General features: G+C 63.5%; 18 protein-coding genes. 16 read left to right on the forward strand and 2 right to left on the reverse strand.

The window, feature by feature from the left end; translation table 11 throughout:
* Positions 1-121 precede the first annotated feature (121 nt).
* From ACYG9R_RS04380 to ACYG9R_RS04400, 5 genes are all read left to right on the forward strand, one after another.
* Entirely contained in the window at positions 122-811 is a 690-nt protein-coding gene (locus ACYG9R_RS04380; RefSeq protein WP_023823477.1) for a GntR family transcriptional regulator, read from the forward strand.
* A gap of 34 nt (positions 812-845) precedes the next feature.
* Positions 846-1,949, forward strand: coding sequence for a mandelate racemase/muconate lactonizing enzyme family protein (locus ACYG9R_RS04385; RefSeq protein ID WP_023823478.1), 1,104 nt, complete (start codon positions 846-848; stop codon positions 1,947-1,949).
* A 161-nt stretch (positions 1,950-2,110) separates the two neighbouring features.
* A complete protein-coding gene (locus tag ACYG9R_RS04390; protein WP_023668524.1) occupies positions 2,111-3,433 on the forward strand; it encodes an NAD(P)H-dependent oxidoreductase in 1,323 nt (440 codons plus the stop codon).
* Between the two features lie 20 nt (positions 3,434-3,453).
* A complete protein-coding gene (locus ACYG9R_RS04395; protein WP_023823479.1) occupies positions 3,454-4,941 on the forward strand; it encodes a xylulokinase in 1,488 nt (495 codons plus the stop codon).
* 97 nt (positions 4,942-5,038) lie between these two features.
* Positions 5,039-5,632 carry a hypothetical protein gene (locus tag ACYG9R_RS04400; protein WP_155923221.1) on the forward strand — a complete coding sequence of 198 codons (594 nt, stop codon included), beginning with the start codon at positions 5,039-5,041 and terminating at the stop codon, positions 5,630-5,632.
* 16 nt (positions 5,633-5,648) lie between these two features.
* On the opposite strand, the gene ACYG9R_RS04405 is transcribed toward ACYG9R_RS04400, so the two are convergent.
* Positions 5,649-6,611, reverse strand: coding sequence for a sugar-binding transcriptional regulator (locus tag ACYG9R_RS04405; RefSeq protein ID WP_023823481.1), 963 nt, complete (start codon positions 6,609-6,611; stop codon positions 5,649-5,651).
* A 284-nt stretch (positions 6,612-6,895) separates the two neighbouring features.
* Here ACYG9R_RS04405 and ACYG9R_RS04410 point away from each other — a divergent pair, with 284 nt between their 5' ends.
* From ACYG9R_RS04410 to ACYG9R_RS04460, 11 genes are all read left to right on the forward strand, one after another.
* On the forward strand, positions 6,896-7,879 hold the full coding sequence (locus tag ACYG9R_RS04410; RefSeq protein WP_050588086.1) for an ABC transporter permease: 984 nt from the start codon (positions 6,896-6,898) through the stop codon (positions 7,877-7,879).
* 129 nt (positions 7,880-8,008) lie between these two features.
* On the forward strand, positions 8,009-8,947 hold the full coding sequence (locus ACYG9R_RS04415) for a sugar ABC transporter substrate-binding protein (RefSeq protein ID WP_023823482.1): 939 nt from the start codon (positions 8,009-8,011) through the stop codon (positions 8,945-8,947).
* A gap of 29 nt (positions 8,948-8,976) precedes the next feature.
* Positions 8,977-10,485: a sugar ABC transporter ATP-binding protein gene (locus ACYG9R_RS04420; protein WP_023823483.1), complete on the forward strand. Its 1,509-nt coding sequence runs from the start codon at positions 8,977-8,979 to the stop codon at positions 10,483-10,485.
* A 106-nt stretch (positions 10,486-10,591) separates the two neighbouring features.
* Positions 10,592-11,356, forward strand: coding sequence for an SDR family oxidoreductase (locus ACYG9R_RS04425; RefSeq protein ID WP_023823484.1), 765 nt, complete (start codon positions 10,592-10,594; stop codon positions 11,354-11,356).
* Positions 11,357-11,365: 9 nt separating this feature from the next.
* On the forward strand, positions 11,366-12,151 hold the full coding sequence (locus tag ACYG9R_RS04430; protein ID WP_023709923.1) for a glucose 1-dehydrogenase: 786 nt from the start codon (positions 11,366-11,368) through the stop codon (positions 12,149-12,151).
* Positions 12,152-12,576: 425 nt separating this feature from the next.
* Positions 12,577-13,551: an ABC transporter substrate-binding protein gene (locus ACYG9R_RS04435; RefSeq protein WP_023823485.1), complete on the forward strand. Its 975-nt coding sequence runs from the start codon at positions 12,577-12,579 to the stop codon at positions 13,549-13,551.
* A gap of 69 nt (positions 13,552-13,620) precedes the next feature.
* Positions 13,621-14,700 carry a quaternary amine ABC transporter ATP-binding protein gene (locus ACYG9R_RS04440; protein ID WP_023823486.1) on the forward strand — a complete coding sequence of 360 codons (1,080 nt, stop codon included), beginning with the start codon at positions 13,621-13,623 and terminating at the stop codon, positions 14,698-14,700.
* A complete protein-coding gene (locus ACYG9R_RS04445) occupies positions 14,697-16,676 on the forward strand; it encodes an ABC transporter permease (RefSeq protein ID WP_023823487.1) in 1,980 nt (659 codons plus the stop codon). Before ACYG9R_RS04440 ends, ACYG9R_RS04445 begins: the two co-directional genes overlap by 4 nt.
* Before the next feature lie 7 nt (positions 16,677-16,683).
* Positions 16,684-17,484, forward strand: coding sequence for a hypothetical protein (locus tag ACYG9R_RS04450; protein ID WP_023823488.1), 801 nt, complete (start codon positions 16,684-16,686; stop codon positions 17,482-17,484).
* 4 nt (positions 17,485-17,488) lie between these two features.
* Positions 17,489-17,626 (forward strand): hypothetical protein, encoded by a 138-nt coding sequence (locus ACYG9R_RS04455; RefSeq protein WP_023823489.1) that lies wholly within the window; start codon positions 17,489-17,491, stop codon positions 17,624-17,626.
* A gap of 154 nt (positions 17,627-17,780) precedes the next feature.
* Positions 17,781-18,575, forward strand: a complete 795-nt coding sequence (locus ACYG9R_RS04460) for a hypothetical protein (RefSeq protein ID WP_023823490.1) — start codon at positions 17,781-17,783, stop codon at positions 18,573-18,575.
* Between the two features lie 41 nt (positions 18,576-18,616).
* On the opposite strand, the gene ACYG9R_RS04465 is transcribed toward ACYG9R_RS04460, so the two are convergent.
* Positions 18,617-19,975, reverse strand: a complete 1,359-nt coding sequence (locus ACYG9R_RS04465; protein ID WP_023732161.1) for an NAD(P)-binding domain-containing protein — start codon at positions 19,973-19,975, stop codon at positions 18,617-18,619.
* Between the last annotated feature and the right edge of the window lie 147 nt (positions 19,976-20,122).

The following is a 20,122-nucleotide window of genomic DNA, read 5'->3' on the forward strand; positions in this document are numbered from 1 at the left end:
TTTTATGGAGCGCCGCACGTCGTTTTTGGAGTAACCGCAAGGCACAAGAATCCGGAATAGACACATTGTAGGATTGTCGACAATCTGCTTGTCTGTTTCCGGCTCTCACTGGAGTGACGGAATGGCCAAGCTGGACTTCAATCCGATCGCGGATACGACACGCCGAGCCGAGATCGTTGCGCTGTTGCGGCGGGCGATCCTGATCGGCCAGCTGGAACCCGGCCAAAAGCTGAGCGAGCTGAGGATCGCTGAGCAGATGCGGGTCAGCCGCGCGCCTTTGCGCGAAGCTATGCGCGAGCTGGTGCAGGAAGGCATCCTAACCAGCATTCCCTATGCCGGCACCTTCGTCATCGATGTCACCGCCAAGGACATTGACGACGCCTACTCGCTGAACAAGGTGCTCGATGAATTCGCCATCGAGCGGACATGGAAGCTGCGCGACCAGCGCTTCTTCGATGAACTCGACCGCCGCCACGAAGCGGTGAAGCAGGCAACGCGCGCGCGCGACACCACCCGCCAGATCGAAGCCGCGCTGCAATTGCACGGGCTGATCTATGAATGGGCCGACAATTCGGTGCTGCTGGAAACCTGGCAGCGGCTGACCAGCCGGCTGCAAATGTATTTTGCCCTGCACCAGCGGGCCCGCAACGAGCCGGTGCCGGCCGAAGATCTCCACGAAACCTATGTGCGGCTCTTGAAGGGCGCCGACATGCGCGCCGCCCAGCGCCATGCGCGTGAACATATCGACCTCGATTTCGAAGAGCTGCTTGCCTATGCGCGTGGCCTCGAACAGCGGACATCGAAGGGCTGACCCTCCTCAACACCTAGAGACAACGGACAGACAAGTGCAGATCAAAACCATCAAGGCCTATCGCGTCGTGCAGCCCTTCGTGGACGGGCCCTACCGCATGTCCAAGGGGCGGGTTGCAGACTGCTTCGATGCGGTGATCGTCGCCATCACCTCCGACAGCGGCGTAACCGGCTGGGGCGAGATGGCGCCGCTCGGCAATTTCTATTCGGCCGCGTTTCCGGCGGGAACGCGCGCGGGCGTGGTCGAGATCGCGCCGCACCTGATCGGCCAGGACCCGCGTGGCCTCGCCGGTATCGGCCGGCTGATGGATACGGTGTTCAAGGGCCATCCCTACATCAAGTCGGCGCTCGACATGGCCTGCTGGGATCTGGCCGCCCGCGCCGCCGACGTGCCGCTGGTGACCATGCTTGGCGGCCGCGAGAGCGGCATGGCGGAGACCTACCGCGTCGTCACCCACGGCACGCTCGACCAGATGGCGGCACTGGCCAAAAGGATCATCGCGGAAGGCTGCCGCCGGCTGCAGGTCAAGGTCGGCGGCAATGTGCATGAAGACATCGAGCGGGTGAGCGCAGTCGCTTCGGCCGTGCCGAAAGGCACGGTGATTTTCTGCGACGCCAATGCCGGCTGGACACCCTACCAGGCGCGGCAGTTCGCCGATGCAACGCGCGGCATCGACTACACGTTCGAGCAGCCCTGCACGACGATCGAGGAGAACATGTCGGTGCGCCGCATGCTCGACAAGCCGATGGTGCTGGACGAGAGCGTCATCTCGCTCGAGGCGATGCTGGAAATCCATCGCCTGGGCGCCGCCGACGGGCTGACGCTGAAGATTTCGCGGCTTGGCGGCGTAACCAGGACGAGGCAAATCCGCGACGTCGCCGTCGATCTCGGTTTCATGATCACCGTCGAGGATACGGGCGGCGCCGAGATCGACACGGCGGCGATGGCGCATCTGTCGCTGTCGACGCCGGAAGAACGCCGGCTGCACGCCATCGCCTTCCATGAGTGGGTGACGGTGCGCACGGCCTCCAACGCGCCACCGGTCACCGGCAGCCACATGGGCATTCCCGACGGGCCCGGCCTCGGCGTCGATGTCGTGCCCGACCTGCTCGGCAAGCCTTTCCTTGAGATCGGCTGAGATCAAGCCCAGCATGAAGCTGTCACCCCACGAATCCTCCATGGGAGATTTGGCCCTGCAGCCATTCTCCGATTTGCGGGTTGAAATATTTTTCAAATGGAAATAGGAATGTTCAAAATGATGATTTGACGCTGCGGCGCGTCATGACTGGAGGAAGCGATATGGCCCATCCGCAATTTGCAGCGGAACTTCTGCAGCGCGCTGAAGCCCAAGGGCCTATCACCATCGGACTCGCCGGCGCCGGGCAGATGGGCACCGACATCGTCGTCCAGGTGGCGCTGATGCCGGGCATGCGGATCGGTGCCATTTCCGAGGTGCGGCCGCAAGCGGCGATCGATGCCGCACTGCTCGCCGGCCATGACCGCTCCGACATCGTCCAGGCTGCGAACGCCTCTGCCATCGACCGCGCCATCGAGGCCGGCAAGATCGCTGTCACCGAAGATCTGCATGCGCTGGCCGCGGCCGGCCGCATTGATGTCATCATCGACGCGACAGGCAATCCCAACATCGGCACGCTGTTTGCGCTCGAAGTGATGAAGAACGGCAAGCACATCGTCATGCTCAATGTCGAGGCGGACATTACGATCGGCCGCTTCCTCAAGGAGGAAGCGCGCAAGGCCGGCGTGGTCTACACCGGTGCGGCCGGCGACGAACCCGCCTGCACGCTGGAGATCATCGGCTTCGCCAAGAGCCTCGGCTTCAACATCATCGCCGCCGGCAAGGGCAAGAACAACCCGCTCAAGATCGACGCCATGCCCGCCGACTACGAGAAGGAAGCGGCCGAGCGCAATATGAATGCGCGCATGCTGGTCGAGTTCGTCGACGGTTCCAAGACGGCGATCGAGATGGTGGCTATCGCCAACGCCACCGGGCTGGTGCCCGACGTGCCGGGCATGCACGGCCCGACGGCGACGCTGGAGGAACTGGCCAGCGTGCTTTGCCCGCGCGAGGATGGCGGCGTGCTGCACCGCAAGGGCGTGGTCGACTATTCCATCGGCAAGGGCGTGGCGCCCGGCGTGTTCTGCATCATCGAAACGAGGCATCCGCGCGTGCTGGAGCGCATGGTCGACCTCAAGGTCGGCAAGGGCCCCTATTTCACGATCTACCGTCCCTATCACCTGACAAGCCTTGAAGTGCCACTGTCGGCGGCGCGCGCCGTTGTCTACAAACGCGCCGACATGGAGCCCCTCGATCATCCGGTCGCCGAAGCGGTGGCGGTGGCCAAGAGCGATCTCGGCGCGGGCCAATCGCTCGGCATGATCGGCGAGAACGACTATCGCGGCTTCGCCATGACCTGGGAGGACGCCCGCGCCAAGGGCGCGCTGCCGCTCGGGATTGCCGAACGCGCCAAGGTGGTCAAGCCGGTCAAGACCGGCGACTTCCTTACCTATGAAAATTGTGTACCCGACGATTCGATGGTGATAACGCAGATCCGCCGCCGTCTCGACCAGTCGGACGGACAGTTTGTGACCAACGCCGCCTGAACCTTCGGGATCTCCCTGTGATGGACGATGTCGTTATCGGGATCGATGCCTCGACGACGGCGGTGAAGGCAATCGCCTTCACCCGCGACGGCGCGGAGCTGTTCCAGGCGCGCGAGGCCTATCCGCTGGCCAATCCGAAGCCCGGCCATTTCGAGCAGGATGCCGAACATTGGTGGGCAGCCCTCATCAGTGCGCTGAAGCAGGTTGCCGACAAGGTCGGCGCCGCGCGCGTGGCGGCAATTGCCATAGCCCATCAGCGCGAGACCTTCACCCTGATCGATCAGGCCGGCACGCCGCTCATCCCGGCGATCCTGTGGCTTGACGAGCGCGCCCGGCCTCAAGTCGCCAAGCTGTCGGCCGAGCTTGGCCGCGAGACGATCCGCGACTGGAGCGGCAAGCCGCCGGATCCGACGCCGGCGCTCTATGCCATCGCCTGGCTGGCGGAACACCAGCCGCAGGTGCTGGCCAACGCCGCCGCCCTGGTCGATGTTCATGGCTTCTTCGTTCACCGGCTGACCGCACGGCTGGTAACCAGCACGGCAAGTGCCGACCCGCTCGGCTTGCTCGATGTCGCGACAGGCGAATGGCACCCTGAGCTTGTCGCGGCTGCAGGGCTGCAGCCACGACAGTTGCCGGCGCTGATCGGCCCAGGCGAAATCTGCGGCGGCCTTGCCGAAAGCATTGCCCAGCTGACTGGCCTCAAAGCGGGCACGCCAATTGTCGCCGGCGCCGGCGATGGCCAGGCCATGGGTCTCGGCATGGGCGTCTATGGTGCCGGCAGGAGCTATCTCTCGCTCGGCTCCGGCGTCGTCAGCGGCTGCTATTCCGGCACGGTCACCACATCGGACGCGTTTCGCACGCTGGTCTCGCCGACCGGCTCCGGCTTCATGCTGGAAACCGTGCTGCGCTCGGGCATGCAACTGGTCGACTGGATCGTGCGCACCACCGGCGCGTCTTCCGCGGCAGAACTGGAGAAGGGTGCGGTCGATGTTGCGGCCGGCGGCGACGGTCTTTTGGTCATGCCCTATTGGGCCGGCGTCATGAGCCCCTATTGGGATGGCGCGGCGCGCGGCGCCGTTGTTGGCCTGTCGCTCGACCATGAGCCCAGGCATCTCTTCCGCGCCACGCTGGAAGGCATCGCTTTGGAGCAAGCCATCGCCAGCGAGGCGATGGAGGCCGAAAGCGGCGGCAAGCCGGGAGAGATGATTGCCGCCGGCGGCGGCACCAATTCGGCGCTGCTGATGAAGATCATGGCCAGCGTGCTGGAGCGGCCGCTGTTCGTGTCGCCGGTCAACGAGGCGGCGGCCCTTGGCGCGGCCATGCTGGCGGCTTCGGCGATCGGCTGGTTTGCCTCGCCGGAAGACGCCGCCAAGGCGATGGCGGCGGCGCCGGCCAGGCGTGTCGATCCGGATATGACGCTGCTGCCGGCTTACCAGGCGCGCAAGGCGATCTACCGCGACCTCTATCACGCGACACGCGACATCCACGCGCGGCTCGGTGCGATCTGAGTTCAAGCGCAGCTTGCCTGCGTGAGGCTCCCATGCCCAACCTGCCCAGCTTGCCGATTTTGCCTCCTGCCCGGCCAATGCTAGACTCATCGGGCTCATGAAAGCAGTATTTCACCTTGCCGCCCTGCCCTGGATTGTCGCGCTTGCGGCAGTTCCAATGACGGCGCGTGCGCAGGACGAGCCGCCCTTCGAGGTCACGCTCGACATGGACAATGACGGCAGGATGGATCGGGCCGCGATCGCGGCGGATTCCGACAGCGGGCTGGCGGATCTCTCGATCTATCTGGCTGCCGGCGAAGGAAAGCTCGATCCTTCGCGCAAGCCTGACTTCGTCAAGAAGGCGCTGACGCAGGACCGTATTCTCGGGCTCGAAAGCAAGGGCAAGGGATCGCTTGTCGTCACCTCGTGCTTCGGCTGCGGCGCCAACAAATCATGGGATACAACGCTGACCATCGTCTGGCGCGGCGGTAAATTCCTTGTCGCCGGCTACAGTCGCGACTGGGACTGGAATGTGCAGAAAGCCGACGGCTCGGTCGAGACGACGCTGGGCGGCTGCGACATCAATTTTCTCACCGGCAAAGGCACCGCTTCAAAGGACCTGGACGACGGCAAACCGGTCGCGGGAAAATTCGTGCCGATCGCACTGGCCGACTGGTCGGACGACAGTCGTCCGGAGCCCTGCGAATTCTGACCGACGCCGACAGCGCTCAACGGTTGAGCAGGCCCTTGGCCGCATCCTCATCTGTAATGAGCACCGAAATCCTGGTGTTGGCGAGCGCGGCGCGCATGACGGCGACCTTCTCCTGACCGCCTGACACCAGGATGATGCTCGGAATATCGGACAGATCCTGCAGCGGATAGGCGCAGACGCGGCGGTTGACCTCATGGTCGACAGAGTGGCCCTCGGCGTCGATGAAATGGCACAAGAGGTCGCCGACCGCGCCGGCCGCCTGCAATTCCTCTAGTTCGCTCGGTTTGATGAAGCCGTAATTGGCGATCGGGCTGTCCTTGGAAAACGAGCCGACGCTGAGCACGGCGATGTTGGCGCGGCGCGCGCGGAAGACGACATCCTGAACGCTGCGCTGGCTCATGAAGGCATCGCGCTGTTCCGGCTTGTCGGCATAGACCGGCACCGGCAGCAGGAAACATTCAGCGCCGATCTTTTCGGCGAACTCCCAGGCGCTTTCGGTCGGGTTGAGCGGCTGCGCGTGGGTGAGGCCGCCGAGCATCGAGACGACCGTCGTCCTGGCAATCGGCCGCCTCGGCAATTCGTTGATGGCGAATTTCAGCGTCCGGCCCCAGCCCAGCGCAATGACGTCGCCGGCATTGACGTTGTCGGCGAGATAAGCGGCAGCCGCGTGGCCGATCATCAGCGGCGCGTTGCTGCGGTCGGCGGCCGACGGCACCACGACCGCCTGGCTTAGCCCAAAGCGCTGCTTCAGGCTATCCTCGAGCTGCACACATTCGACGACACTGTCGCGAATGCGGAACTGCACGATGCCTTCCTCGCGGGCAGCCGACAGGATCCGGTGCACCTTGATGCGGCCGACGCCAAGAATCTCGGAGATGCGCTCCTGCGTCAGGCCCTCGACATAGTAATGCCAGGCAGCGCGGGCCTTCAGCTCGGCATCGGGGAAGCGCGAGGCCTTCTCATTTTCGACGGTCGCCATGCTCGTGCTCTCCCGCGGCAGACTTCGGAAATCCTTTTCCGCAAAGCGCCGCCCCCTGGCTTCCCTAGGACAAACCGCCCGGTGGCGCAAACCACCGCCGAATGGCGCAACGGCTCTTGACAATTTTCTAATGAACAGTTTAGCTGAACAAAATTGCATATCAAAGATAAATTGTTCACAAGGTGCCTGGTGAACAAGAGCGGACGGCAGGCCATCGCCGTTTCGCTGACGGAGGAGACGAAGTGGCCGTGAGTAATGATGCAAGCGAGTCGAAGGCTGGCGAGTTGAAAGCCGCGCCCGGCACTCAAGGTGCGACGGCCGCGAAGCTTTCGGCACTGTTTGCCGGAACCATGGGACCGCTGATCGGACTGCTGCTGCTCTGCCTGGCGCTGACACTGACCACCGACACGTTCCTCACCGTGCGCAACATACTCAACGTGCTCGACCAGATCACCGTGCTCGGCATCATGGCAATCGGCATGACGCTGGTGATCCTGATCGGCGGCATCGATCTCTCGGTCGGCTCGGTGCTGGCGCTGGCCGCCATGGTGATGGGCTTTGTCTCCCATCCCGACTATCTCAATCTCGGCCTTGCGGCCGGCGTCGTTGCAGCACTGGTCGTCGCCGGCCTTTGCGGACTGGTGTCCGGCCTGCTGGTGACCGTCACCCGGCTGCCGCCGTTCATCGCGACGCTGGCGATGATGTCGGTGGCGCGCGGCCTTGCCAACATGATCACCGACGGCTCGCAGATCGTCGGCTTTCCCGACTGGTTCACCAGCCTGTCGATCATCCGCCATTTCGGCTTCCTGTCGGTCACAGTCGGGGTGATGATGGTGCTGGCGATCGTCTTCGCCATCTTCCTCAACTACCGCGCCACCGGCCGCAGCCTTTACGCCATCGGCGGCAGCGCCGAGGTGGCGCGGCTCTCCGGCATTCCGGTGAAGTCGCTGACCAACTGGGTCTATGCCATCTGCGGCGTGCTTGCGGGTCTTGCAGGCATTGTGCTTGCCGCGCGGCTGGATTCGGTGCAGCCGAGTTCCGGCCTCGGCTATGAGCTCGACACCATCGCGGCGGTGGTGATCGGCGGCGCCAGCCTCTCGGGCGGCGTCGGTTCGATCGGCGGCACAGCGGTCGGCGTGCTCATCATCGGCGTGCTGCGCAACGGCCTCAATCTGCTCGGCGTCTCGCCCTTCATCCAGCAGGTGGTGATCGGCGTGGTGATCGCGCTGGCCGTCGCCAGCGACACCTGGCGGCGCAGGGCGCGATAGAGAGCGGGGCACAATTGAGAATTCGCCCGGAACGTCCGGGCGATAGACGGATCGGTCGATCCGAAACTGGGATGTTCCAAGGGGCGCGATGCGCTGGCGGGACAGTTTGACTATCAACGGAGGAAACACATGCTCACCAAACGTTCACTGCTGCTCGCCGCTGCCGCAATCATTCCCCTGCTCGGCCTGACCGACATGGCCTCGGCCAAGGAGGCCAAGAAACTCGGCCTCGCGGTGGCCAATTTGCAGGCCGACTTCTTCAACCAGATCAAGCAGTCGGTCGAAGCCTACGGCAAGGAGAAGGGCATCGAGATCGTCACCGTCGACGCCAAGGGCGATTCGGCAACGCAGGTCAGCCAGGTGCAGGATCTGATCACGCAGAACATCGACGCGCTGATCTACATTCCGGCCGGCGCCACCGCCGCCACCGTGCCGACCAAAACCGCCAAGGCTGCCGGCATCCCGGTCGTCAATGTCGACCGCAACGCCGACGGCGCGCCCGGCGACACCTTCATCGCCACCAACAGCGTCGCCTCGGCGCAGGCGGTGTGCGACTACATCGCCAAGCAGGCCGGCCGCAAAGGCGAACTGATCATCATCCACGGCCAGAAGGGCACCACGCCGGAAGTGGATCGCTCGAAGGGCTGCGGCGAAGCGCTCAAGGCCTATCCCGATATCAAGGTGGTCGGCGAATTGTGGAGCGAAGGCTGGCACCAGGACGAAGGCTTCAAGCTGACGCAGGACCTGCTGCAGTCGCATCCCGATGTCTCCATCGTCATCGGCCAGGCCGATGCGCTGGCGCTGGGTGCGGCACAGGCGGTCAAGGTCGCCAATCCCGGCCACAAGGTCTGGGTTGCCGGCTTCGATGGCGACGTGGCCGCGCTCAAGGCGCTGAAGGACGGCGTGTTCGACGTCACCGCGACGCAGCAGACGCAAGGCATGGGCCGGCTCGCCGTCGATGCGGCGATCAAGCTGGTGGCGGGCGAGAGTGTTCCGGCCGAACAGCTGCAGGATGCGACGCTGACTACCAAGGACAATGTCGAGCAGTTCATCGCCAAGCATCCGTAACGACCGGCACCGCTTAAGAGAGCGCCACGATGTCTCCTGATCCTCGCCACAGCGAAAGCCCGCACAACGGGCTCTTCGTCAACGGCCTTTGCAAGAGCTACGGACCGGTCCAGGTCCTGGCCGATGCAAGCTTTGAGGTGCGGCCGGGCGAGGTTGTGGCGCTGCTCGGCGAAAACGGCGCCGGCAAGTCGACGGTGTCCAATATCATCGCCGGCTCGACCCGGCCCGACGCGGGCACCATCATCTGGCGGGGGAAGCCCTATTCCCCCGCCTCGCCCGCCGCCGCCATCGATGCCGGTGTGGGCATGATCCATCAGGAACTGAAGCTGCTGCCGGATCTGTCGGTGGCGGAGAACGTCTATGTCGGGCGCCTGCCGATGCGCGGCGGCCGCATCGACCGCGCAGCGATGAACGCCAAGGCCTCGGCGCAGTTGAAGCGGCTTGGCCTCGACGTCTCGCCCGAGCGCAAGGTGGGCACGCTGCGCATCGCCGCCCAGCAACAGGTCGAGATCGCCAAGGCGTTGACGCTCAATGCCGAATTGCTGATCTTCGACGAACCGACCGCAGCGCTTGGCGGCGAGGAAACGGAGCTTTTGTTCCAGCAGATCCGCAAGCTCAAGGCGGAGGGCATGTCCTTCATCTACATCAGCCATCGTCTCGACGAGATCGCGCAGATTGCCGACCGCGTGGTTGTGATGCGCGACGGACGCATCGTCGCCCGCCACGAGCGCGCCGATATTCCCGTGCGCACAGTGGTCGAGCAGATGGTCGGCCGCTCGGTCGAGCGGATGTTCCCGCATCTGACGCCGCCGCGCGAGGAAACACTGCTCGAGGTCGAGAACCTGTCTTCGCCGGAGAAGAGTTTCAACAACGTCTCCTTCTCGGTCAAAGCAGGCGAGATTCTCGGCATTGCCGGGTTGATCGGCGCCGGCCGCACCGAACTGGTGCGGGCGATCGCCGGCGCCGATCCGATCTCGTCGGGCTCGGTGCGCGTTGCCGGCAAATCGGTGCATCTCAGCGGGCCGGCGGCAGCGATCAAGGCCGGCGTCGTGCTGGTGCCGGAAGACCGTAAGGCGCAAGGCGTGGTGCTCGACCAGACCATCGGCGAGAATCTGGCGTTCGGCAATTTCGACCATGTCGCGCCGAAGGGCTGGGTGTTTCCGAAAGCGGTGCAGAAATTCGCCGAAGCCGGCATCGCAAGGCTCGGGGTCAAGGGCAAACCTGGCCAGGCGGTCAGCAAGCTTTCCGGCGGCAACCAGCAGAAGGTGATCATTGCCAAATGGGTGTCGCGACCGCCAAAAGTGTTCATCCTCGATGAACCGACGCGCGGCATCGATGTCGGCGCGCGTGCGGCTATCTACGACGTGATCGCCGACCTCGCCCGCTCCGGCATGGCGGTGGTGGTGGTCAGCTCCGACCTCGAGGAGGTGCTGGGGCTGTCGCACCGGGTGCTGGTGCTGAGCCGCGGCCGCCAGCGCGGCATTCTCGACCGCAGCGAGGCGAGCAATGTCGCGGTGATGGAACTCGCCACGAGCTGAGGACAGGAGTCGGAACAAAGCACAGCAGGTGGTATCCTCCCAAGGACCGGACCGCGCGGGGCGCCAGCAAAGACTGGCGCCCCTTCATTTCAGGAGGGGGAACAACATGAAACTATTCGATCTCAGCGGCGACGTAGCGCTGGTAACAGGCGCCGGCAGCGGCATTGGCCAGGCCATTGCCATCGGGCTCGCCGAAGCCGGCGCCCACATAGCCTGTTTCGGCCACTCCTCCAAGGGCGGGCTGGACGAGACGGCGCACAAGATTTCGGCACTTGGCCGCAAGGCGCTGGTGCTGACCGGAACGGTGACGTCGGAGGCCGATCTCGCGTCAGCGATCGAGCGCACCGAGAACGAACTCGGCGCGTTGACCATCGCCGTCAACAATGCCGGCATCGCCGGGGCCGAGCCGGCCGAGACGCTGCCGCTGGAAAAATGGCAGAGTATCTACGACGTGAATGTCAGCGGCGTGTTCCTGTCCTGCCAGGCCGAGGCGCGCGCCATGCTGACGCGGCGCAAGGGCTCGATCATCAACATCGCCTCGATGTCGGGCTCGATCGTCAATCGCGGCCTGACCCAGGCGCATTACAATTCGTCGAAGGCGGCCGTCATCCACATGTCGAAGAGCCTCGCCATGGAATGGGCCGATCGCGGCCTGCGCGTCAATGTGGTGAGCCCCGGCTACACGCTGACGCCGATGAACAAACGGCCTGAGGTCGCGGAACAGATCAAGATATTCGAGCGCGACACACCAATGGGCCGCATGGCGACGCCGGAAGAGATGGTCGGCCCGACCGTGTTCCTGGCCAGCCGCGCCGCGAGTTACGTCACCGGCATCGACCTGATCGTCGATGGCGGTTTTGTCTGCTGGTAAGGAGAAAAGATGCAGAAGCGTTTTGAAGGCAAGACTGCGGTCATCACCGGCGCGAGCGGTGGCATCGGCGCGGCGATGGCGAAGCGCTTCGCCGAGGAAGGTGCCGCGGTCGTGGTCAGCGCGATCGATGCCCGCGTCGAAGAGGTCGCCGCCGGCCTCAAAGCGGCTGGCGCCCAGGTCGCGTCGATGCGCATGGACGTGACCAACAAGGACGAGGTCACCGCGCTGTACGACCTCGCCGAGAAGGAATTCGGCCGCGTCGACATTTCGGTGCAGAATGCCGGCGTCATCACCATCGCCCGGATCGAGGCAATGACCGAAGCCGAGTGGGACAAGGTGTTGGCAGTGAACACCAAGGGCGTGTTCCTGTGCTGCCAGGAAGCGATCGCGCGCATCCGCAAGCATGGCGATGGCGGCCGGCTGATCAACACGGCATCGGGCCAGGCGCGGCAGGGTTTCATCTACACGCCGCACTATGCGGCGTCGAAGTTCGGCGTCGTCGGCATCACCCAGAGCCTGGCCAAGGAAGTAGCCAAGGAAAAGATCACCGTCAACGCGATTTGCCCCGGCATTATCGACACTGACATGTGGGCTTACAACGACGCCGCCTGGGGCAAGCTGATGGGTGACTACAAGCCCGGCGAGCTGATGGCCGAATGGGTGAAGAACATCCCGATGGGACGCGCCGGCAGCGGCGAGGACGTGTCCGGCCTGGTCAGCTTTCTCGCCAGCGACGACGCCACCTACATCACCGGCCAAACCATCAATGTCGATGGCGGCCTGATCATGTCGTGAACGTCAGCTCTGGCGGTTGGCAATCGACCAGTCTGAAATTCCGCAGTGCACAGGGCATCAGCCGTTGCGCCGCATGAACGTTGGTATATATAATTTCATCTCATGAAACGGCCTTGGCGGGGATGGGGCTCGCCGGCCGAGACCATGGGACCTTGATGGCTCGCACGTCTGAGAGCGCCGCTGGAGCGGCGATCGATCTGTTGACGATTGCTCACGCAGCAATCCATCCGATGCCATGACGCGGGCCCGCCCGGCATCACATAAACGCCAAGTCGAGCAACCATTTCGCCTGCGCAAGTTGCGGCTGCGGCACTGGCTTGGTGCGAACGAGCTTGCGTAACGACCCGCCTTTCCAACACAATCAAGAAAAGACGCAAGAAGGGAACGATCAAGAAATTTCCACATGGTTTGACAGGAGAACAAGCATGTCATTTCGCAGTGTGATTTCGAACCTATCAATGGGAGCCTTTGCGCTTGCCACCGCAAGTTCGCTTACATCGCCGGTCCAGGCAGCAGCACCCGAATCCAACGACCCGATCAAGATCGCGCTGTTCGACTGGACCAGCGTCAATCTCAACGCCAAGATCCTTGGCGGTATCCTCGAAAAGCTCGGCTATACCGTCGAATATCCGACAGCCGACTACCTCTCCAGCCTGACCACCGGTCTCACCAATGGCGACCTCGATGTCGGCCTGGAGTTCTGGGACACGACGGCCGGCGAGGCGATGAAGGCCTCCGACGCCACCGGCCAGACCGAGCGGCTGGGCAAGCTCGGGCCGAAGGCCAAGGAAGAGTGGTGGTTTCCCGAATATATGAAGGAGAAATGCCCGGGCCTGCCCAATTGGGAGGCGCTGAAGGACCCGAAATGCGCCGAGGCGTTCTCGACGGCGGAGACGGCGCCGAAGGGCCGCTATCTCGGCGGCCCGGTAACCTGGGAAGGCTTTGACGACGAGCGCGTCGAGGCGCTGAAGCTGCCCTTCACCGTCATCCATGCCGGCACCGACGCGGCGATGTTCGCCGAGTTGGACTCGGCCTATCAGCGCAAGGCGCCGATCATGCTGTGGATCTATTCGCCGCACTGGGCGCCGGCCAAGTACAAGGGCGAGTGGGTCGAATTCCCGGAGTATACGCCCGAGTGCTACACCGATCCGAAATGGGGCACCAACCCGGATGCCAAATATGATTGCGGCAAGCCGCATGGCGAGATCTGGAAATACTCCTGGTCCGGCATGAAGGACAAATGGCCGGTCGCCTACAGGGTGACCAAGGCCTACACGATCGACACCGATGAGCTCAACAAGATGAGCGGCGAGATCGATCTTGGCGGCAAGACGCCGGAAGACGTCGCCGCCGCCTGGATCGCTGCCCACGAAGCCGACTGGAAAGCCTGGGCGCAGTGATCGCCTGACTGGAAGCCGGACCCGGCCTAGCGGCCGGGTCTTATCTCCATTTTCCAGAAGGACCATTGGATGACGGAAGCGACTGAACCGCAGGCAGTTGGCACGCCAAAGGATGCGCGGCCGATAAAGCTTGCTTGCCGCAATGTCTGGAAACTGTTCGGATCGAACGCGGCCAGCTTCATCCGCGAGCGTGACGGCAAGGCCAGCATGGCCGATGTCGCTGCCGCAGGACTGGTGGGTGCGGTGCGCGCCGTCGATCTCGAAATACGCCAGGGCGAGATCTTCATCATCATGGGGCTATCCGGCTCCGGCAAGTCGACGCTGGTGCGCTGCATGTCGCGGCTGGTCGAGCCGACCCACGGCAAGGTCGAATTCGAAGGCAACGACCTGCTCAAGATTTCCGATGCGGCGCTGATCGAACTGCGGCGTCATCGCATGGGTATGGTGTTCCAGAATTTCGCGCTGCTGCCGCATCTGAACGTGCTGGAGAACATTGCCTTCCCGCTGAGTATCCAGGGCCAGGACCGGCCGACGCGCGAAGCGAGAGCGCGGGAGGTGATCGATCTCGTGGGCTTACGCGGCCGCGAGCATTTCTATCCGCGCGAACTCTCCGGCGGCCAGCAGCAGCGCGTCGGCATTGCCCGCAGCCTCGCGACCAAGCCGGAGATCTGGTTCCTCGACGAGCCGTTCTCGGCGCTCGACCCGCTGATCCGCCGCGAGATGCAGGACGAACTGATGCGGCTGCAGACCATGCTGCACAAGACCATCGTCTTCATCACCCATGATTTCGACGAGGCGATAAGGCTTGCCGACCGCATCGCCATCATGAAGGATGGAGAGGTCATCCAGACCGGCACGCCGGAACAGCTGGTTGTCAACCCGGCGACCGACTATGTCGCCGAATTCACCCGCGATGTCGACCGCGCCAAGGTGATTTCGGCGCGCAGCCTGATGCGTGCCTGCGATGGCGCCGAGCACGGCGGCACGGTTTTGCCCGACGCCAAGATCGCCAGCTTCTCGGCCAGCATTGTCGCGTCGGGTAAGCCCTTCGCCGTGATCAACGGCACCGGCAGGCCGATCGGCGAGGTGACGCCGCAATCGGTGATCGAGTTGCTGGCCGGTATCGAGCATACGAGAGCTGGCGCATGACGGTCACGGCAAGCGCCAGCGAAACGAGGCCGCCGGTTCAGCGCTGGCTGCTGATCTGGGCGCTGGCGCTGGCCGCCGTGCTGGTGGTATTCCTGCTGCAGGAGAGGCTGCCATGGGCGGTCGACTATCCGGCCGATGCGGTCGTTCCCGTCGCTGACTGGGTCAGTGCGCTGATGCGCTGGATCAAGTCGAACTTGTCCTGGCTGACCCGCTCGATCACCGCGGTGCTCGGCGTTCCCCTCGATTTCGCGCTCGACCTGCTGGCCAAGAATTTCAAGATTGGTCACGGTGCCGATGCCTATGTCCTGCCGCGCCTGTCCTGGATCGGCGTCTGCGTAGCCGCCTTCATCGCCGGGCACGCTGTGGGCGGTAGAAAACTCGGCATGCTGGTCGGCGGCTGCTTCCTCTACACCGCGCTGTTCGGCCAATGGACCAGCGCCATGCTGACACTGGCACTGATTTCCATCGCGGTGCCGTTCTGCATCGTCACCGGCCTGTTCGCCGGCATCTGGGCGTGGCGCAAGCCATGGGCCGAGCGGCTGATCATCTCCCCTGCCCTCGATTTGATGCAGACCATCCCGACCTTCGCCTATCTCATCCCGATGCTGCTCCTGTTCGGCAACAGCCCGGTCTCGGCGATGATCGCCACCGCCATCTTCGCCACGCCGCCCATGGTGCGAGCAACGATGCTGGGTCTGTCGCGGGTGCCCTCCGAGATCGACGATTTCTCAGAGATGGCCGGCTGCACGGCGCGGCAGAAATTGTGGCGCGTGCTGCTGCCGTCGGCGCGGCCGACACTGATGATCGGCGTCAACCAGGTGATCATGCTGGCGCTGAACATGGTGATCATCGCCTCGATGATCGGCGCCGGCGGCCTCGGCTATGATGTGCTGCTGGCTCTGCGTGCGCTGAAGGTCGGCGAAGCGATGGAAGCCGGGCTCGCCATTGTGGCGCTCGCAATCGCGCTCGACCGGCTGAGCCAGGCGATCGCGCATAAGCAGGCAAAAGGCCATGTTCAACAGCAGGCGAACCAGAGCTTTTGGCGGCGCTATCCCAATCTGTCGCTGGCCATCGCCATCCTGGTCGTGACGACGCTGCTCGGCCCGTTCGTACCGGCGTTCGCAGCGGTGCCCAAGGAGATCACCTTCACCACCGCGCCACTGTGGAAGGCGGCGGTGAGCTGGGTGACGATCAACTTCTTCGACGTGATCGAAGCGTTTCGCGTGGCGCTCATCCTCAATGTACTGAACCCGCTGCGCGCCTTCTGCGAAGGCTTTCCGTGGCTCGGCGCGGTGGCCCTGCTCGGCCTCGCCGGCTACCAGCTCGGTGGCCTGCGTCTCGCCGCCCTCGTCGCCGCGCTGACCGCCTTCTGCGCCGTCACCGGCCTGTGGGAAAAGACTATGGCGACGGTTTATCTCTGCGGCATCTCGGCCTTCATCGCTTGCCTGATCGGCATCCCGATTGGCCTGATGGCCGCGCGCAGCGACCGCTTCGAAAAGATCGTCACGCCCATCATCGACACGCTGCAGGTGCTGCCGTCCTTCTGCTTCATCATTCCGGTCGTGATGCTGTTCCGGGTTGGCGACGTCACGGCCATGATCGCCACGATCGCCTTCGCCGTGGTGCCGGCGATCCGCTACACCAATCACGGCATTCGCCAGGTGCAGCCGGCATTGATCGAGGCTGCCAAGGTTTCCGGCTGCACGCCGCGCCAGACGTTCTTTCGCGTGCAATTGCCGCTGGCGCTCCCCGAGATCATGCTCGGCGTCAACCAGACCATCCTGATGGCATTGGCGATGATCATCATCTGCGCCATGGTCGGCACGCGCGATCTCGGCCAGGAAGTGTTCATCGCGCTGTCGAAAGCCGATTCCGGCCGCGGCATTGTCGCGGGTCTCGCCATCGCTTTCATCGGCATCGTCGCAGACCGGCTGTTCAATGCCTGGACGGCGAAGGCGCGGGCAAGACTAGGATAATTGTTGAATGTCCAATCCCGGCGAACCGCCTTTTGCCGTACTCGTCTTCGACATGGCCAAGACCGGCCAGCCGGACGGGGAGCACGTAGTTTCGGGGTTTGAGACGCTGGGGGCGGCGACGTCCTACGCCATTGCGCGGGTTCGCGCCTCGGTGGAGGAGTTGCGCAAGCCCGGCATCGCCACTGCTGAGCTTCGCCAGCTCTGGCACCTCTATGGCGAAGACTGTTCGGTGCTGAACGCCGGAGTGCGCGGCAGCGATCTACTCGACGATTTCATTGCGACGCCGTCGATGCCGGCCGAATGCAACTGGCAGGCGCTGGCACCCAGGCTGCGCCGCTTCCGCGCCTCGCTGCTGATCTCAAACGGCAACAACGAATCCGTCTGGGCCGGCGGCTTCTTTCGCTCGACCTACAGGCTGACGCGAGACGGCCTGCTCGAGCGCTTTGGCGACGACGCCATAGCCGCCTTCAAGGCCAAGGGGATCGAGCCGGCGGAGCCGACGAAGCTCATGGTCGCCAATTATTTCGAGCTGCCCGACCCACCCTATCCACCGCCGGGCGCGGCACTGCGATCCTGGAAGGTCGAGGTCGGTTTTGTCTGCCACGACGTGAAGTTCGGTGGCGACGCCGCCGGAATCTTCGCCTGGCCGCGAGAGCCGACCGACTGGGCGCTCAGAAGCATGCAGTTCCTGCTGATGGCCGACATGATGGCCATGCGCGGCGATGGCCCCGACTGGGCCAACGACTGCGAGATACTAACCGCCAAGGTGACGGAGACGGAGGCGCCTCCCGACTATCCGCTGGATTGAAGTGATGATCATCACCTGCCCCGTGGCCGGCACACGCGATCTCGGCCAGGAAGTGTTGATCGCACTGTCGAAAGTCGCGGCATTGTCGCGGGCTGGCAACAACCTGCCATCGACATCATCGCGGTCGGTCTTCGACCCCTGAGCCGCGAAAGCTCAAGCACGGCTCGGATAGACGGTTTCGCCTCTTCTGGAGTTCGCCTCTTCTGGAAATGGCAGGCCGCGCTCCAGCTCTTGACTTTGACGCATTTTCGCGCGGAAAGCTGCTTCATCCTCGACCAGCCTGAGCTTGCTGCCGAATGCCCGATCAGCGCGAACCGCCTTTTACTGTCGTCGTCTTCGACATGGCCAAGACCGGCGAGCATGTGGTTTCGGGGTTTGAGACGTTGGATGCGGCTACGTCCTACGCGATTGCTCGGGTTCGCGCCTCGGTGGAAGAGCTGCGCAAGCCTGGCATCGCAGCAGCCGAGCTCCGGCGGCACTGGCATATCCATGGTGAGGATTGCACGGTGCTGAACGCCAATGTGCGCGGCAGCGATCTGCTTGACGATTTCATCGCAACGCCGGGGACACCGGCCGAATGCGACTGGCGGGCGCTGGCGCCACGACTGCGCCGTTTCTACGCCGCTGTGAACGTCTTCAACAACGATGGCAAATCTATCCGGGTCAGCGGCTTTTTCCGCGCGACCTACCGGTTATGGCACGCTGGCCTGCTCGCACGATTTGGCGACGACGCCATCGCCTCCTTCAAAGCCAAAGGCATCACGCCGGCAGTGCCGACGAGAGTCTCGGTCGACCATCACTTCGAGCAGCCCGATCCGCCGCGCCCGCCGCTCAGCGATATCAGGCCGTTGCTGTCGTGGAAGGTCGAGATCGATTTCGGATGCACCGATGTGAGGTTCGGCGCCAAAACCGACGGCATCTTCGCCTGGCCCGAGGAGCCGACCGGCCGGGCACTCAACGATATGACCCATCTGCTGATGGCTGACAGGCTGTCTATGTACGGCACCGGCCCGGAGGGCGCCTATTATAGCGAATTGGTCTGGGTCAAGGTGACGGAGACCGATGCGGCTCCCGACTACCCTCTGAATTGAAACTGGGCCGGTGCCGGCGCATTGTTTTGCATCACGCCGACCTATTCCGCCGCCACGCCCTTCACCTGGAGATAGCTTTCCATCGAGTCGTCCAGCGCCTGCAGCCAGGGCGTATGGTGCAATGGCGCCATGGTGCCTGTCATCAGCGAGCGGTAGGCGTGGTCGCGGAAGCTCATAATGTCTTCCGCCTTGTGGTGCTCCCACTCCATGAAGGTCTGGTTGACCGCCTCGACGTCGAAGCCGGGATAGTCGGTCTGGTCCATCAATTCCTTGGTGTAGTCGCCCTGGAACCAGATCATCTGCTCGGCGTCTTCCAGCGTCTCTTCGCGTGCCCGCCACTTGGCGCCGTGCTCGGCCATCGCCTGTACCGACGGCAGCTTGATACGGCCCATGATGACGTCGCGGGCGAACCAGGCCTGGGCGTCGAACATGTTGAAAGTGTAGAACTGGTCCTGCATGCCGATATAGGACAGTTTCGGGTTCTTCTCCCACACGACGCCCTCATAGAGCCCGTCCGGCCACATGCGATTGGCGGTCTTCAGTTTCAGCTCTTCCGTGAGGAACGGGAAGGAATGCAGGTAGCCGGTGCACAGGATGATGGCGTCGACGTCCTTGGTGGTGCCATCCTTGAAGTGCGCCGTCTTGCCGACGACCTTCTGCAGCAGCGGTACTTCCTTCCAGTTCTCCGGCCATTTGAACCCCATCGGTTTGGAGCGGTAGCTGGAAGTGATCGATCTGGCGCCGTATTTGTAGCACTGCGAGCCGATGTCCTCGGCAGAATAGGAGCGGCCGATGATCAGTATGTCCTTGCCCTTGAACTCCATGGCGTCGCGGAAATCATGGCTGTGCAGGATACGGCCGTTGAACGTCGAAAAGCCTTCGAAATAAGGAACATTGGGAACCGAGAAATGCCCTGAGGCAACGACGACATTGTCGAACTCCTCGGAGTAGGTGACGTCGTTGGTGCGGTCATGCGCCGTGACGGTGAATTTCCTCGTCTCGTCGGAGAAAGTCACCATGCGCACCGGGCTGTTGAAGCGTACCCATTCGCGCAGGCCTGATTTCTCGACGCGACCCTTGATGTAATCCCACAGCACCGCGCGCGGCGGGTAGGATCCGATCGGGCGGCCGAAATGCTCCTCGAACGTGTAGTCGGCGAATTCCAGGCACTCCTTCGGTCCGTTCGACCAGAGGTAGCGGTACATCGAGCCGTGGACGGGATCGCCGTGCTCGTCGAGGCCGGTGCGCCAGGTGTAGTTCCACAGGCCGCCCCAGTCGGACTGCTTTTCGAAGCACACGATTTCGGGTATCTCGGCGCCCTTGTCGGCAGCCGACTTGAAGGCCCTGAGCTGGGCCAGACCGGATGGCCCCGCTCCAATGACGGCAACGCGCGTTTTCATGGAAGGCCTCCCGGGATGATTTCGACTTTGACGCAGTTCCTATGGGAAAACCGCTTCACGCTTTTCTTAGGATTGCTCTTACGAAACAAATTTCACTCACAGTGACAGTAATTGCCTCTTCGATGCTGTCAACTGGGCTTATGGCGA

This window comes from Mesorhizobium sp. RSR565B (assembly GCF_054719465.1).